A 14,705-nucleotide genomic window follows, 5' to 3' on the forward strand; every position below is an offset into this window, starting at 1 on the left:
GCCTCAAGGTGCCTGGTGCACTCAACGCGCGCCGGTGCGATCGGTCACCACCTTCGGGGTGATGAAGATCAGCAGTTCGGTGCGGTTGCTGAAGCGCACCCGGTTCTTGAACAGGTTGCCCACGAAGGGGATGTCGCCCAGGAATGGCACCTTGTTCACTTCGTCGCTGTCGTTCTGGGTGAAGATGCCACCCAGCACCACGGTGCCGCCGTTCTCGACCAGAACCTGGGTCTTCGCGCGCTTGGTGTTGATCACCGGGCCCGCGGTGGTGGTCACGCCACGGCTGTCCTTGTAGACAGCCACGTCGAGCAGCACGCTGCCTTCCGGCGTGATCTGCGGCGTCACTTCCAGACGCAGGCTGGCCTTGCGGAACTGCACCGAGGTGTTGCCCGCGGTGGAGGCGACCAGGTAGGGAATCTCTTCGCCCTGCTCGATCTCGGCCTTGATCTGGTCCGCGGTGATGACGCGCGGGCTGGAGACGATCTTGCCCTTGCCCTCGGCCTCGAGGGCCGACAGTTCCAGGTTCAGGAAGCGGTTGGCGGTGGCACTGAACAGCGTCAGCGCGATGTTGGCAGCCGCCTCGGTGCTGATCGAGCCCGTGTTGGCCGGCAGGTTCACCACCTGGGTGTTGTTGTAGCTGGTGGCGGTGTTGGGCGTCTGGCCGGTCTGGATGCCGGTGTTGACGTAGTTGCCGCCGATGCTGACGTAGTTGCCACCGCCCACGCTGTAGCCAGGCACGCCACCGCGCAGGCCGCGCAGATCGGCCACACCGAGCTTGGCGCCCAGCGCACGGCCGAACTTGTCGTCGGCCTCGACGATCCGCGCCTCGATCAGCACCTGGCGCACCGGGATGTCGATCTTGGCGATCATCTGCTGCACCTCCTCCAGCTTGGAGGGGATGTCCGAGACGAAGAGCTGGTTAGTGCGCTGCTCGAAGAGCACCGAGCCGCGCGGCGACAGGATGCGCGTGGCATTGTTGCCCCCGCTGCTGCCCGAGCCCGCGCCACCGCCACCGCCGGTGCTGGTGCCGATCAGCGCCTTGGCCACGTCCTCGGACTTGGTGTAGTTCAGCTGGAAGGCCTGGGTGCGCAGCGGCTCGAGTTCGGCGATCTTCTTCTTCGCCTCGAGTTCGACCTGCTCCTTGGCCGCCAGTTCATCCTTGGGCGCGATCCACAGCACATTGCCGGACTTGCGCATGCCCAGACCCTTGGCCTGCAGGATGATGTCCAGCGCCTGGTCCCAGGGCACGTCTTTCAGGCGCAGCGTGACGTTGCCGCTGACGGTGTCGCTGGTGACGACGTTGAAGCTGGAGAAATCGGCGATGACCTGCAGCAGCGAGCGGATCTCGATGTTCTGGAAGTTCAGCGAGAGCTTGTCGCCACGGTAGCCAGGGCCCTGCGAGAGCTTGTTCGGGTCCTGCTTGAGCGGACGCACCTCCAGCACGAACTGGGTATCGGTCTGGTAGGCGCTGTGTTCCCAGGCACCCCGGGGCTCGACCAGCATGCGCACGCGGTCGCCCGACTGCGTGGTCGACACCGACTGCACCGGCGAGCCGAAATCGGACACATCAAGCTTGCGACGCAGGCGCTCGGGCAGCGTGGAGCGCAGGAACTCGACCACCAGGTTCTGGCCCTGCTGGCGCAGGTCGACGCCCACCTGGGTGTTGGCCAGCGACACCACCACCCGGCCGGCGCCATCGGGGCCGCGGCGGAAGTCGATGTCGCGGATCGCCAGTTGCTCCTGGTTCTGGCTGGCAGCGAAGGACGGCTGGGCCGGCGTGCCGGTGGTGGTCTCGGCCGACGACATGGCCGCGCCGTCAAGCAGCACCAGCAGCGTGTTGCCCTGGACCTGGGTGCGGTAGTTGGCGGACTGCTTGAGGTTCAGCACCAGCCGGGTGCGCTCACCGGCGCTGGCCACGCTGACACTGCGCACATTGCCCTGCGCCACATCCACACTGGAGCGGCCCAGGCCATTGCCGACGCCGGGCAGGTCGATGGCCACCCGCGGCGGCGACTGGATGACGAAGCCACCCGGGTTGCCTGCCAGGGGTTCGGTGAGCTCGATGCGGACGACGTCGCTGCCGCCCTGCTGGGAGGCGGTGATCGAGCGGACCAGGTTCTCGGCACTGGCCAGACCCGACCAGAGCATCCCTGCCACCAGGACCAGCGCAGCGCTGAATCGACTCCTCATCTTGCGTGACTCCAACCCGTTGTTCATTGCGCCTTCTCCTGTAGCTGGAGGGTGCTGGTGCGCTCGATCCATTCACCCGCTGCGTCCTGCACGATCTCACGCAGCGTCACGTCTTTCTCGGTGATGCGGGTGATGCGGCCGAAGTTCTGGCCCATGTATTCGCCCGCCTTCACGTAATGCAGCAGGTTGTCGACCCGGATCAGCGCGAACGGCTTGCCGCCGCGCGTCACGCTGCCGACCATCGCCATGCTGTCCAGCGGAAAGGCTTCCAGAGGTTCCTTGCGACGGCGCATCTCGGAGGCCAGCACCGCGTTGGGTTGGCGGGTGATCTGCGAGGTGGCCGCCATCTTGCGCGGATTGAACGGCTCCAGCGCCTTGGCCGACAGGTAGGGCTGCGGCACGAACTTGGTGGGCGGCGTGATCGGCTCGACGCGCGGCCGGATCTCCTTGCGCTGCTGGTCCATCCAGGCGCTCAGTTCATTGTTGCTGTCGGAACAGGCCGACAGCAGCGCCAGCAGGCCGATGCCCAGCGGCAGGGCGGTCCAGCGCGGGCTCATGACGAGCCTCCCTTCCTCTGTTTGTCCGCGGCAGCGGCACGCTTGACCTCGGCCACCTCGGCAGCATCCAGGTAGCGGTAGGTGCGCGCGGTGGCTTCCATCACGAGGTTGCCGCTGGTGTCCTTGGTGACCGGCACCAGGCTCAGGTTGTGCAGTGTGACGATGCGCGACAGGTTGGCCACGTCGGCGGCGAAGGCGCCCACGTCGTGGTAGCGGCCCATGACGCGCAGCGAGATCGGCAGCTCGGCGTAGTAGTCCTTGACCACCACCTGGCCCGGACGGAACAGCTCGAACTGCAGGCCGCGGCCAATGCCGGCCTGGTTGATGTCGGACAGCAGCGCATCCATCTCGGCCTTGCCGGGCAGCTGCTTCTCGAGCTGGGTCACGTACTCCTGGACCTGCTCCTTCTGCTTGCGCAACTCAGCCAGGTTCACGGCCTGACCCAGCTTGTTGCGGAATTCATCCTTGAGCTTGGGCTCGCGCTCGCGGGCGGCTTCCAGTTCGTCGGAAGCGCCGCTCAGCAAGGCCGGCCAGCCCAGCAGCACCACACCCAGAACGACCAGCAGCCAGACGGTGAGTTTGGGAATCAGCGGCCACTGGCCGGGCTGCTTGGGATCGAGCTCGCGGAACTGCCGGCTCAGCCCGTTCAGGCTGGCGGCGATGTCCACGCGCGAAACAGCTTGCTTGGTGGCCATCACTTGCCCTTCGCGGCGTCGGAGGCAGCGGCAGCACCGGGCTTGACCGGCGACTGCGGACGCTTGATCGTGACGCGCAGATTGAAGTCGAACAGCTTGCGCTGGTCACGGCCGATCAGCACATCCACGGCCTTGATCTCGACCAGTTCAGGGCGTTCCAGCCAGGTGGAGTTGTAGGCGGTGTTGCGCAGCAGTTCGGAGACGCGCTCGTTGGTCAGGGACAGACCGTTGATGGCAACCGTGGTGCCGGTCTGACGCACCGCCGTCAGGTAAACGCCCTCCGGGGTCTGCTTGGCCAGTTCGTCGAGCAGGTAGACCGGCACGTTGCGGTCGGTCTGCAGGTTCTCGACGGCCTGCTGGCGGGCCTTCAGGGCGTCGATCTCGGCGCGCAGCGTGGCGATGTCCTTGATCTGCTCGTCGAGCTTGGCAATCTCGGACTGCAGGAAGGCATTGCGGTCCTGTTGGGCAGAGGTCATCTGCTGCAGCACGCCGTACCACAGGATGACGATGCCGACACCGATCAGCGCCGCCAGGCCCAATGCGGAATAGAACGCGCGCTTGCGCTCCTGCCGGCGGGCCTCGCGGTGAGGCAGCAGGTTGATCAGGATCACTGCACGAACCTCCGCATCGCCAGGCCGCAGGCCGTCAGGTAGGCCGGCGCCTCACGCCGCAGCCGCGACTCGCGCACCGACGGGCCCAGTTTCATGTTCTCGAAGGGATTGACGACGCGCGACGGGAAGCCGGTCACGTCCTTGACGCGCTCGCGCAGTCCGGGCATCGACGCCGTGCCACCAGCCAGCATCACCTGGTGCACCTTGTGGTGCGGCGTGCTGGTGAAGAAGTACTGCAGGGCGCGGCCGACTTCGTGGGCCAGGCTGTCGACGAAGGGGGTCAGCAGCGTGGGCTCGTAGTCCTCGGGCAGATCGCCGGAGATCTTCTTCTGCTCGGCTTCCTCGTAGGAGAAGCCGTACTGGCGAGAGATCAGCTGGGTCAGCTGCGAGCCGCCGAAGGACTGGTCACGGTCATAGAGCAGTTCGCCGTCGCGCAGCACCTTGAGGCTGGTGGTGTCGGCGCCGATCTCGAACAGGGCCACCAGCGCGTCCTTGCCGGTGTCAGGCATGCCGGCCAGCACCCGCTGCATGGCCATGCGCGAGGCGTGCGACTCGATGTCCAGCACCACCGGCGTCAGTCCGGCCGCCTCGGCCAGGCCCTGGCGGTCCTGCACGCGGTCCTTGCGCGAGGCCGCGATCAGCACATCGACATCGCCAGGCGAGTTGGTGTTCGGGCCGATGACGCAGAAATCCAGGCTGACCTCGTCCAGCGAGAAGGGGATGTACTGGTGCGCTTCGGACTCGACCTGGATCTCCATCTCGTCCTCGCGCAGCCCGGCGGGCAGCACGATGCGCTTGGTGATCACGGCCGACTGCGGCATGGCCATCACGACCTGCCGCGTCTTGGTGCCGCTGCGGTTGACGACACGGCGCACCGCGTCGGCGACCTCCTCGAACTTCTCGACCTGGCCGTCAACGATCCAGCCCTTCTCGAAGGGCTCGCTGGCAAGCCGCTCAAGAATGGGCTCTCCAGAGGCGGTCTGTCCCAATTCCACCAGCTTGACACTGGAGGTACTGATATCCAGGCCCACCATCGGAGGGTGCTTGCGGCCCAGCAGGCGATCAAGAAAACCCACGAAAAGAGGCTCCAGCGACCACAGCTTGCAGCCGCAAAGTTAACAAAGCACTTCAATCCTATCAGCAAGATTGTTGTGAAACCAAGGTTTTGCAGGCGCCACGGTGGGGGGGGCGTTGCGATTCGCGCAAAGCTTCGTCAAATGTTGGCGGCTCCTTACCTCTGGTTGCAGGGGCTGGCGGGGCGCCCGCTGCTCGCTGCGCGGGTTCGGCAGGGGGCGCTTCCTATAATCCCGCCGCCAACGGACACCCCATGAGCGAACCAGACAGTGCCACGCCCGCCGCCAGCCCGGGTTCCACCCGGACCCGCCTCCCGCTGATCGGCGCGCTGGGGCGCCTGCTGCTGCTGCTGCTGGCACTGGGGCTGGCCGGCCTGGCCTGTGGCGGCATTGCATTGGCGCTGGCCTACCGCAACCTGCCCGACCTCAGTGCACTGACCGATTACCGACCGAAGCTGCCGATGCGGGTGTTCTCGGCCGAAGGGACCTTGCTGGGCGAGTTCGGCGACGAACGCCGGCAGTTCGTGGCCTTTGGCGACATTCCACGGGTGATGAAGGACGCGGTGCTGGCGATCGAGGACGCCCGCTTCTACGAGCACGGCGGCGTGGACTACCGCGGCGTGCTGCGCGCCGCCGTCGAGAACCTGCGCGATGCCCACAGCCAGGGTGCCTCGACCATCACCATGCAGGTGGCGCGCAACTTCTACCTGTCGACCGAGAAGACGCTGACCCGCAAGCTCTACGAGGTGCTGCTGGCGCTGGACATCGAGCGCCACATGAGCAAGGAGCAGATCCTCGAGGTCTACATGAACCAGATCTACCTGGGGCAGCGCGCCTACGGCTTTGCGGCCGCCAGCGAGATCTACTTCGGCAAGCCGCTGAAGGACCTGACCATCGCCGAGGCGGCGATGCTGGCCGGCCTGCCCAAGGCGCCGTCGGCCTACAACCCGATCGCCAATCCGCGTCGCGCCGCCACCCGCCAGCAGTACATCATCGACCGCATGCTGGAGAACGGCTTCATCAACGCCGAGCAGCATGCCCTGGCCAAGGCACAGGTGCTCAAGCTGCGCCGGCCCACCGACATGCCGGTGCACGCCGAGTACGTGGCCGAGACCGCGCGCCAGCTGATCTACAGCCAGTACGGGCCCGACGCCTACACCCGTGGCCTGCACGTCTACACCACGATCCGCGCCGCCGACCAGGCTGTGGCCTACCGCGCGCTGCGCAAGGGCCTGATGGACTACGAGCGCCGCCAGGTCTACCGCGGCCCCGAAGCCTTCGTCGACCTGCCCGCCGACCCCAAGGCGGTGGACGCCCGGGTGGCCGAGGCGCTGAGCGATCGCCCCGACAACGACGAGCTGCGCGCCGCGGTGGTGCTCGAGGCCTCGCCGAAGAAGGTGGTTGCCGCGCTGCAGTCCGGCGACCTGGTCACGGTCACCGGCGACGGTCTGCGCCCGGTCACCTCGGGCCTGTCGTCCAAGGCCGAGCCCAAGGTGCAGATCCGGCGCGGCGCGGTGGTGCGCGTCATCAAGGGCGCCAAGGGCGACTGGACGATGACCCAGTTGCCCGAGGTTGAGGGCGCCTTCGTCTCGATGGACCCGCGCACCGGCGCACTGGTCGCCCTGGTGGGCGGCTTCGACTGGGGCAAGAACAAGTTCAACCACGTCACCCAGGCCTGGCGTCAGCCGGGCTCGAGCTTCAAACCCTTCATCTACTCGGCCGCGCTGGAAAAAGGCTTCACCCCCAGCACCATCGTCAACGACGGTCCGCTGTTCTTTGACGCCGGCAGCACCGGCAGCCAGCCCTGGGAGCCGAAGAACTACGACGGCACCTTCGATGGCCCGATCCCGTTGCGCCGCGCGCTGGCCAAGTCGAAGAACATGGTGTCGATCCGGGTGCTGCAGTCGATCGGCGTGGGCTACGCGCGCGACTGGGTGACCCGCTTCGGCTTCGACCGCGAGCGCCACGAGCCCTACCTGACGATGGCGCTGGGCGCCGGCTCGGTGACGCCGCTGCAGATGGTCACCGCCTACGGCGTGTTCGCCAACGGCGGCCACCGGATGACGCCCCTGCTGGTGTCCAAGGTCACCGACGACCGCGGCAAGCTGCTGTTCCAGGCCCCGGCGCGCGAACTGACCGAGGCCTCACGGGCCATTGATGCGCGCAACGCCTTCCTGATGAGCAGCCTGCTGCAGGAAGTCACCCGCTCCGGCACCGCCGCCCGTGCCCAGGCCACCCTCAAGCGCAGCGACATCTACGGCAAGACCGGCACCACGAACGACTCGATGGACGCCTGGTTCGCCGGCTACCACCCCACGCTGGCCGCCGTCGTCTGGATCGGCTATGACACGCCGCGCAAGCTGGGCGACCGCGAGACCGGCGGCGGCCTGTCGCTGCCGGTGTGGATCGAGTACATGGCCACGGCCCTGCAGGGCGTGGCGGTGGCCGAGATGCAGCCACCGGCCGGCATCGTCAACATCGGCAACGAGTGGTACTTCGAGGAGTTCGGTCCGGGCGCCGGCGTCGGCACGCTGCGCACCGAGGATGAGGACCAGCGCGCCGTGCCGCAGGCGCCCAGCGACGACGAGCGCCGCAGCATCCTGGACCTGTTCAAACGCTGACCGCCTGGGCCGCGCGCCGCGCGGCGCCTGGCGATTCAGTGGGCGGCGTAGCTCAGCGCCTGCCCGGCCTGCGCACTGGATTCCTGCGACAGCCGCTGCAGGAATTCCACGCCGTCACGCGTGTCGCGCCAGACCTGGCCATCCCAGCGGAAGTGGTAGCCACCGCCGCGCGCCGCCATCCACACCTCGTGCAGCGGCGGCTGGGTGTTGAGGATGATCTTGCTGCCATTGGGGAAGGACAGTTCGAGCAAGCCACCGCTGCGGTGGGTGTCGATGTCGATCACATCGTCGTCGAGCCAGGCGTCCACCTGGCTTTCCACCAGGGACAGCAGGGCATGGGTCAGACGGCGGTAATCGGCGTCGTTGAGCAGGGAATCGGCGGGGGCGGACATCTCGATAAGATCGCGGTCATGACTGCAATTGCTTCGAGTGTAGAGCCTTCGATTCCCCTTCGTGCGGCGCGGTGGCGTGACGCCTCGCTGTGGTGCATGGCCGCCCTGCTGGCCGCGCTGGCCCTGCTGGCGGGTTGCGGCCAACGCGGGCCGCTGCAGCGGGTCGAGGCCCGCCCGGCGGCGGCGACGGCCACGCCGGCCTCGCCCGGGGCCAGCACGCCCAGCCGCTGACGCCAGGACCCCATGAAAAAGGCCACCCGAAGGTGGCCTGGTCTTCTGTGCAGCGGGCCTGCCGGAGCAGGCCTGCAGCATGATCAGAAGTTGTGCTGGATACCGAAGTCGTAGCCGGTCTTCTGGCCGACCGGTTCGCCACCGCCAACCTTGCCGTAGTCAGCGAACACCTTGGTGCGCTTGGACAGGTTGTAGTGGTAGCCGATACCGACCTTCTTCAGCTTGCCAGCGACGGCGTCGTTGTCGCTCACAGCGTAGCCCAGCTTGAAGTCGCCAGCGCCGAACGGCACGTTGGCGCCCAGCAGGTAGCCCTTGACGTCCACGCCAGCGACGTTGGTGCCGCGCGAGTAGCCAGCCGACAGGGTGGCGAAGCCGAAGTTGTAGCGGCCGCCCAGCGACAGGTGCTTGTCATCGGCATCGCCGCCGTTTTCGTAGGCCAGGCCGACGAACAGCGGGCCACCAGCGTAGTTGGTAGCCAGGGCAAACGGACGCTTGGCGCGGCCACCGTTGACGGCACCGGCGTCAGCAACCTGGGCAGCGATGTTGAAGCCCGAAGCGCTGAAGTGGTACTCGATCTGCGAGTCGTAGCGGACCTTGCCGGCGCCGGCAGGGCCGGTGGAGCCGCTGATCATGCCGATGTTGCGCAGGGCGCCCTGGGTGTCGCCACCGAACGGGTCGATCTGGTTCTGCACCATCAGGAAGCCGACGACGTAGTCGCGGCCCAGACGGATGTGGCCCCAGTCGCCCATCAGGCCGACGGTGCTGTAGCCGTTCCAGAACTTGGCAGCGGCGCTGTCGCCGGTGGCCGGGTTGAAGCGGTGCTCGATGCCGAACGTGGCCTTCAGGCCGCCGCCCATGTCTTCAACACCGCGGAAGCCCAGGCGGCTGCCAGCGACGTCCAGCAGGGTCTTGTCGGTGGTGCCGATGGCCTTGCCAGCTTCAACGTTCAGCTTGCCGTAGATGGTGACCGACGATTGGGCCGAGGCGGCACCGGCGAAAGCGCCGAGCACGGCCAGAGCGAGCAGAGATTTTTTCATTTCAACTATCTCCTAGGTTGAACAAGAGGTCCCGATCGGGAGAGAACCCGGATCACCTGGCAGGTGGGGCTGATCAGGCCAACCTCCTCATCGGAAGTTGCCGATATTGCACCAGAGGGAGCTCCGGACTGCCAAGCTTTGGCAGGTAAATAGAAAAACCCTGTTGTCTGGCAACAACGTGAAACGAAGCGCCTACCACGGAATGCTCGTCCCAAGGCATCCCCAGGCGCGGGCGGTTTCAGGCCGCGCGCACCTCAACCGTGGTGGTGATGGTCGCCGTGCGGCCCAGCATGGCGGTGGCCGAGCAGTACTTTTCATGCGACAGCGCCACCGCGCGCTCCACCGCCGGCAGCGGCAGATCGCGGCCGCTGACGATGAAGTGCAGGTTCAGCGCGGTGAAGACCTTGGGATCGGTCGTGGCCCGCTCGGCCTGCAGCTTGACCTCGCAGCCGGTCACGGCGTGGCGGCCGCGCTGCAGGATCAGCACGACGTCGTAGGCGGTGCAGCCGCCAGCGCCCACCAGCAGCGTCTCCATCGGCCGCGGCGCCAGGTTGCGGCCGCCGCCCTCCGGCGCGCCGTCCATCGCCAGCGTGTGGCCGCTGCCGGTCTCGGCCAGCATCACCATGCCCGCATCGGCCACCCAACGCACCGTGCATTCCATCGACTTCTCCTGTGTTGGCGTTCGACGCACCACCCCCGGGCGCGCGAAGCGTGAATTATGCGGGGCTAGTGGACCCCCTCTAGACAGGGATATTGCAGTGCACCATGACTACCGCTAGACTGCGGTCATCGCATCCGGAAACGTTTTCCGATGCACCGGTTGTCTCCTCCACCTCCTCCATTGGTGGATTGGCCCGGAGCCTCACGGCTCCGGGCTTTTTTCTTGGGGCCCCCGGTATCATGACGCGCTGCAGCAGCGACGTCGGGCCTCCCGGCCGGGGTCGTGCGCCCACCCACCCCCCACAGGAGAGACGCCCATGGCCGGCGCCCCCCGCCAGCCGCGTGCGCGCACGCGAGCGGCCACCCCGCAACGCCCCGCCCCCGCCGACTACCTGCGCCGCATCCTGACGGCCAAGGTCTATGACGTGGCGATCGAGTCCCCGCTGGAGCCGGCCCGTGCGTTGAGCCGGCGCACCGGCAACCACGTGCTGCTCAAGCGCGAGGACCTGCAGCCGGTGTTCAGCTTCAAGCTGCGCGGCGCGTACAACAAGATGGCCCACCTGACGCCCGAGCAACTGCAGCGCGGCGTCATCTGTGCCTCGGCCGGCAACCACGCCCAGGGCGTGGCGCTGGGCGCGCGCAAGCTGGGCTGCCGCGCGGTGATCGTGATGCCGGTGACCACGCCCAAGGTCAAGGTCGATGCCGTCGGTGCGCTCGGCGGCGAGGTGGTGCTGCACGGCGAGAGCTACTCCGACGCCTACGGCCACGCGGTCGAGCTGGAGAAGGCCCAGGGCCTGACCTTCGTCCACCCCTTCGACGACCCCGACGTGATCGCCGGCCAGGGCACGATCGCGATGGAGATCCTGCGCCAGCACCAGGGCCCGATCGAGGCGGTGTTCGTGGCGATTGGCGGCGGCGGTCTGATCTCGGGCGTGGCCTCGTACATCAAGGCGGTGCGCCCGGAGATCAAGGTGATCGGCGTGCAGACGGTGGACTCCGACGCCATGATCCGCTCGGTCCAGGCCGGCAAGCGCGTGCAGCTGGCCGATGTGGGTCTGTTCGCCGACGGCACCGCAGTGAAGCTGGTCGGCGAGGAGACCTTCCGCCTGGCGCGCGAACTGGTGGACGACTACGTGCGCGTCACCACCGACGAGCTCTGTGCCGCGATGAAGGACATCTTCCAGGACACCCGCAACGTGGTCGAGCCCTCGGGCGCGCTGGGCGTGGCCGGCATGAAGCAGTACGTGCACAAGCACCAGCTCAAGGGCAAGACCTTTGTGGCGGTGAACTGCGGCGCCAACATGAATTTCGACCGCCTGCGCTTCGTCGCCGAGCGGGCCGAGTTCGGCGAGCAACGCGAAGCCCTGTTCGCCGTCACCATCCCCGAGGAGCGCGGCAGCTTCCGGCGCTTTTGCGAGCTGGTGGGCACGCGCAGCGTGACCGAGTTCAACTACCGCATCTCCGACGCCCGTGTGGCCCACGTCTTCGTGGGCGTCAGCATCAGCAAGCGCGACGAGGCCGACAAGATCGAGCGCAACTTCGTCAAGCACGGCTTTGCCACCGTCAACCTCACCGACGACGAACTGGCCAAGGAGCATGTGCGCCACATGGTGGGCGGCCGCAGCGAGCTGGCACGCGACGAGCGCCTGTACCGCTTCGAGTTCCCCGAGCGGCCGGGGGCGCTGATGCGCTTCCTGTCGGCCATGCACCCCGACTGGAACATCAGCCTGTTCCACTACCGCAACCAGGGCGCCGATTACGGCCGCATCCTGGTGGGCATGCAGGTGCCCAAGGCCGACAAGAAGGCCTTCAAGGACTTCCTCGCGACGCTGGCCTACCCTTGTGTCGACGAGACCGACAACCCGGTCTACCAGCTGTTCCTGAAATGAACGACGAGCTCTTTGCCAAGGGTCTGGCCACGCGCCGCGAGGTGCTGGGCGCCGACTACGTGGACAACGCCATCCGCAACGCCGACCCGTTCAGCCTGCCGCTGCAGGAATTTGTCACCCAGGTCGCCTGGGGCGACATCTGGAACCGCCCCGGCCTGCCGCGGCGCGACCGCAGCCTGCTGGTGCTGGCGATGCTGGTGGCGCTGAACCGCCCGCATGAGCTGAAGCTGCACCTGCGGGGCGCACTGAACAACGGCGTCACGCGAGAGGAGATCCGCGAGGCCTTCCTGCAATCGGCCGTCTACTGCGGCGCGCCAGCGGCGATGGACGCATTCCGCACCGCGCGCGAGGTGTTCGCCGCGATCGACGCGGAAGGCCCTACGGCTGCCTGATCAAGCGGCCTTTGGGAAGTGGCGAAGCCGCGCAGCGGCAAGCCTGGGGGTCAACCGATCACGGCTTGCGCGAACTCGCGCGCGTCGAAGGTCTGCAGGTCCTCGAGCTTCTCGCCCACGCCAATGAAGTAGACCGGGATCGGCCGCTCGCGCGCGATGGCGGCCAGCACGCCGCCCTTGGCGGTGCCATCCAGCTTGGTGACGATCAGGCCGGTCAGGCCCAGCGCGTCGTCGAAGGCCTTGACCTGGGCCAGCGCGTTCTGGCCGGTGTTGCCGTCGACGACCAGCAGCACCTCGTGCGGCGCGGTCTCGTCGGCCTTGGCGATCACGCGCTTGATCTTCTTCAGCTCCTCCATCAGGTGCAACTGCGTGGGCAGACGGCCGGCGGTGTCGGCGATCACCACGTCGGCGCCGCGCGCCTTGCCGGCGGTCACCGCATCAAAGCTGACCGCAGCCGGGTCGCCGCCCTCCTGGCTGATGATCTCGACCTGGTTGCGGCCGGCCCAGACCTGCAGCTGTTCGCGCGCTGCGGCGCGGAAGGTGTCGGCGGCGGCCAGCAGCACCTTGGCGTCATGCTCGGCCAGGTGACGGGTGAGCTTGCCGATGCTGGTGGTCTTGCCGGCGCCGTTGACGCCCACCACCATCACCACCGTCGGGTGGTGTCGGCCGACCTCCAGCGAGCGCTGCAGCGGCCGCAGCAGGTCGGTCACCGCGTCGGCCAGCAGGCCCTTCACGGCGGAGGGCTCGGTGGCCTTGGCGTCCTTGACGCGGCGCTTGAGGTCCTCGAGCAGGAACTCGGTGGCCTTGACGCCAGCGTCGGCCATCAGCAGCGCGGCTTCGAGCTCCTCGTAGAGCGCGTCGTCGATCTTCGTGCCGGTGAAGACCTGGGCGATGCTGCTGCCGGTGCGCGCCAGGCCCTGTCGCAGCCGGCCCAGCCAGCCGGTGCGGGCTTCGGGCTTGGGCGTGGTCTCGACGACCGCGGGCAGGGCGGTCTCGACCGCCGGTTCGGGCGCCGCCACGGCAGGTGCGGACACAGGCGCCTCGGGCGGTGCGGGCGGCGGCGACTTCTTGCGAAAGAAACTGAACATCCCCCGATTGTCGCCCGGCCCGCGGGCAAGCCCCTGTCGACCGGCTGACACGCGCGACGGGACAATCCACGCCAGGAGGAGCAACGACGTGAGGGCAGCATTCATCACCGGTCACGGTGGCAACGAGGTGGTGCAGGTGGGCGAGCGTCCGTTGCCCGCCGTGGGCGAGGGCGAGGTGCGCGTGCGGCTGCAGGCCGCCACGCTGAACCGCGTGGACCTGTACATGCGTGACAGCGGCGCCGGCATCACGCACAGCCTGCCGCAGATCATGGGCCTGGACGGCGCAGGCACGGTCGATGCCGTCGGCCCCGGCGTGCGTCATTGGAGCGCAGGGCAACGCGTGATCGTGCATCCGGGCGTGGCCTGTGGCCAGTGCGCCCACTGCCTGCGCGGTGACGATGTGCTGTGCGCCGGCATCCGCTACCTGGGCGAGCACCGCGACGGCACGCTGGCCGAGTACGTCAGCCTGCCGGCGCGCAATCTGTTCGCCTGGCCCGCGCACCTGGATGCGTCCGAGGCCGCTGCGCTGGGCGTGAACCACCTCACCGCCTGGCGCATGCTGTTCACGCGCGCCCGCCTGCAGCCCTGGGAGACCGTGCTGGTCTTCGGCATTGGCGGCGGCGTGTCGCTGGCGGGGCTGCAACTGGCCAAGGGCATCGGCGCGCGGGTGATCGCCACCTCGCGCGATGCCGCCAAGCTCGAGCGCGCCCGAGCCCTGGGCGCCGACGAGGTGATCGACTCGTCACGCCAGGACGTGGCCAAGGAGGTGGCCCGCCTGACCCAGGGCCACGGCGTGGACGTGGTGTTCGAGAACGTGGGCGCCGCGGTCTGGTCCTCGGCCCTGAAATCACTGGCCCGCGGCGGTCGGCTGGTGACCTGCGGCGCCACCACCGGCGATCAGCCCGGGGCTGATCTGCGCCGCATGTTCATCCGTCAATTGCAGGTGCTGGGCTCCACGCTGGGCACGCTGAGCGAGATGCGCGACCTGGTCAGCTGGGTCGAACGCCACGGCCTGCGCCCCGTGATCGACTCGCGCTTCACGCTGGACCAGGTGCACGCTGGGCTGGATCGCCTGGAGAGTGGCCAGCAGTTTGGCAAGGTGGCGGTGGAGATCGGCTGAGTTGGACAGGGGGAAGGATCGCTTCCTGCCCTGACCTGCCGTTGGGTCGACTGCGGCGGGGTGGCGCGGCGGGCGAGGGGGAGTTCGCTTGTCCTCATGTCCCCCGGCCTGCGGCCTCCTCCTTGACTTCGGCCAAGCGAACTCCCCCT

General features: G+C 67.8%; 14 protein-coding genes. 5 read left to right on the top strand and 9 right to left on the bottom strand.

Annotation, left to right across the window (positions count from 1 at the left end):
* Positions 1 to 21: 21 nt before the first annotated feature.
* From KAK03_RS12170 to KAK03_RS12190, 5 genes are read right to left on the bottom strand one after another with little or no spacing between them, the layout of a single operon-like run.
* Positions 22 to 2,190 (bottom strand): type IV pilus secretin PilQ, encoded by a 2,169-nt coding sequence (locus KAK03_RS12170; RefSeq protein ID WP_247661107.1) that lies wholly within the window; start codon positions 2,188 to 2,190, stop codon positions 22 to 24.
* Positions 2,191 to 2,213: 23 nt separating this feature from the next.
* Positions 2,214 to 2,747, bottom strand: a complete 534-nt coding sequence (locus KAK03_RS12175; RefSeq protein WP_210854214.1) for a pilus assembly protein PilP — start codon at positions 2,745 to 2,747, stop codon at positions 2,214 to 2,216.
* Positions 2,744 to 3,442 (bottom strand): type IV pilus inner membrane component PilO, encoded by a 699-nt coding sequence (locus tag KAK03_RS12180; protein ID WP_210854215.1) that lies wholly within the window; start codon positions 3,440 to 3,442, stop codon positions 2,744 to 2,746. The genes KAK03_RS12175 and KAK03_RS12180 overlap by 4 nt, the downstream gene beginning before the upstream one ends.
* Positions 3,442 to 4,053, bottom strand: coding sequence for a PilN domain-containing protein (locus tag KAK03_RS12185; protein ID WP_210854216.1), 612 nt, complete (start codon positions 4,051 to 4,053; stop codon positions 3,442 to 3,444). Before KAK03_RS12185 ends, KAK03_RS12180 begins: the two co-directional genes overlap by 1 nt.
* A complete protein-coding gene (locus KAK03_RS12190; protein ID WP_375140980.1) occupies positions 4,050 to 5,129 on the bottom strand; it encodes a pilus assembly protein PilM in 1,080 nt (359 codons plus the stop codon). The genes KAK03_RS12185 and KAK03_RS12190 overlap by 4 nt, the downstream gene beginning before the upstream one ends.
* A 251-nt stretch (positions 5,130 to 5,380) precedes the next feature.
* On the opposite strand from KAK03_RS12190, the gene KAK03_RS12195 reads away from it, so the two are divergent.
* Positions 5,381 to 7,747 (top strand): penicillin-binding protein 1A, encoded by a 2,367-nt coding sequence (locus KAK03_RS12195; protein ID WP_210854217.1) that lies wholly within the window; start codon positions 5,381 to 5,383, stop codon positions 7,745 to 7,747.
* Between the two features lie 35 nt (positions 7,748 to 7,782).
* On the opposite strand, the gene cyaY is transcribed toward KAK03_RS12195, so the two are convergent.
* Positions 7,783 to 8,139 (bottom strand): iron donor protein CyaY, encoded by a 357-nt coding sequence (cyaY, locus tag KAK03_RS12200; RefSeq protein ID WP_210854218.1) that lies wholly within the window; start codon positions 8,137 to 8,139, stop codon positions 7,783 to 7,785.
* A gap of 96 nt (positions 8,140 to 8,235) precedes the next feature.
* Here cyaY and lptM point away from each other — a divergent pair, with 96 nt between their 5' ends.
* Positions 8,236 to 8,370, top strand: coding sequence for an LPS translocon maturation chaperone LptM (gene lptM, locus KAK03_RS12205; RefSeq protein WP_210854219.1), 135 nt, complete (start codon positions 8,236 to 8,238; stop codon positions 8,368 to 8,370).
* A gap of 83 nt (positions 8,371 to 8,453) precedes the next feature.
* On the opposite strand, the gene KAK03_RS12210 is transcribed toward lptM, so the two are convergent.
* Positions 8,454 to 9,407 carry a porin gene (locus tag KAK03_RS12210; RefSeq protein ID WP_210854220.1) on the bottom strand — a complete coding sequence of 318 codons (954 nt, stop codon included), beginning with the start codon at positions 9,405 to 9,407 and terminating at the stop codon, positions 8,454 to 8,456.
* A 238-nt stretch (positions 9,408 to 9,645) separates the two neighbouring features.
* Positions 9,646 to 10,068: an OsmC family protein gene (locus KAK03_RS12215; RefSeq protein WP_210854221.1), complete on the bottom strand. Its 423-nt coding sequence runs from the start codon at positions 10,066 to 10,068 to the stop codon at positions 9,646 to 9,648.
* A gap of 316 nt (positions 10,069 to 10,384) precedes the next feature.
* Between KAK03_RS12215 and ilvA the strand changes: the two genes are divergently transcribed.
* Together ilvA and KAK03_RS12225 are read left to right on the top strand one after the other, a co-directional pair.
* On the top strand, positions 10,385 to 11,956 hold the full coding sequence (ilvA, locus tag KAK03_RS12220; protein ID WP_210854222.1) for a threonine ammonia-lyase, biosynthetic: 1,572 nt from the start codon (positions 10,385 to 10,387) through the stop codon (positions 11,954 to 11,956).
* Positions 11,953 to 12,348 (top strand): carboxymuconolactone decarboxylase family protein, encoded by a 396-nt coding sequence (locus KAK03_RS12225; protein WP_210854223.1) that lies wholly within the window; start codon positions 11,953 to 11,955, stop codon positions 12,346 to 12,348. Before ilvA ends, KAK03_RS12225 begins: the two co-directional genes overlap by 4 nt.
* A 50-nt stretch (positions 12,349 to 12,398) precedes the next feature.
* Here the strand turns inward: KAK03_RS12225 and ftsY are convergent, their stop codons facing one another.
* Complete coding sequence (gene ftsY, locus KAK03_RS12230) at positions 12,399 to 13,436, bottom strand: signal recognition particle-docking protein FtsY (RefSeq protein WP_210854224.1); 1,038 nt, start codon at positions 13,434 to 13,436, stop codon at positions 12,399 to 12,401.
* An 88-nt stretch (positions 13,437 to 13,524) separates the two neighbouring features.
* Between ftsY and KAK03_RS12235 the strand changes: the two genes are divergently transcribed.
* Entirely contained in the window at positions 13,525 to 14,556 is a 1,032-nt protein-coding gene (locus KAK03_RS12235) for a zinc-binding dehydrogenase (RefSeq protein WP_210854225.1), read from the top strand.
* The last annotated feature ends 149 nt before the right edge of the window (positions 14,557 to 14,705 follow it).

This window comes from Ideonella alba, from assembly GCF_018069845.1.
Classification (GTDB): Bacteria; Pseudomonadota; Gammaproteobacteria; order Burkholderiales; family Burkholderiaceae_C; genus Ideonella; species Ideonella alba.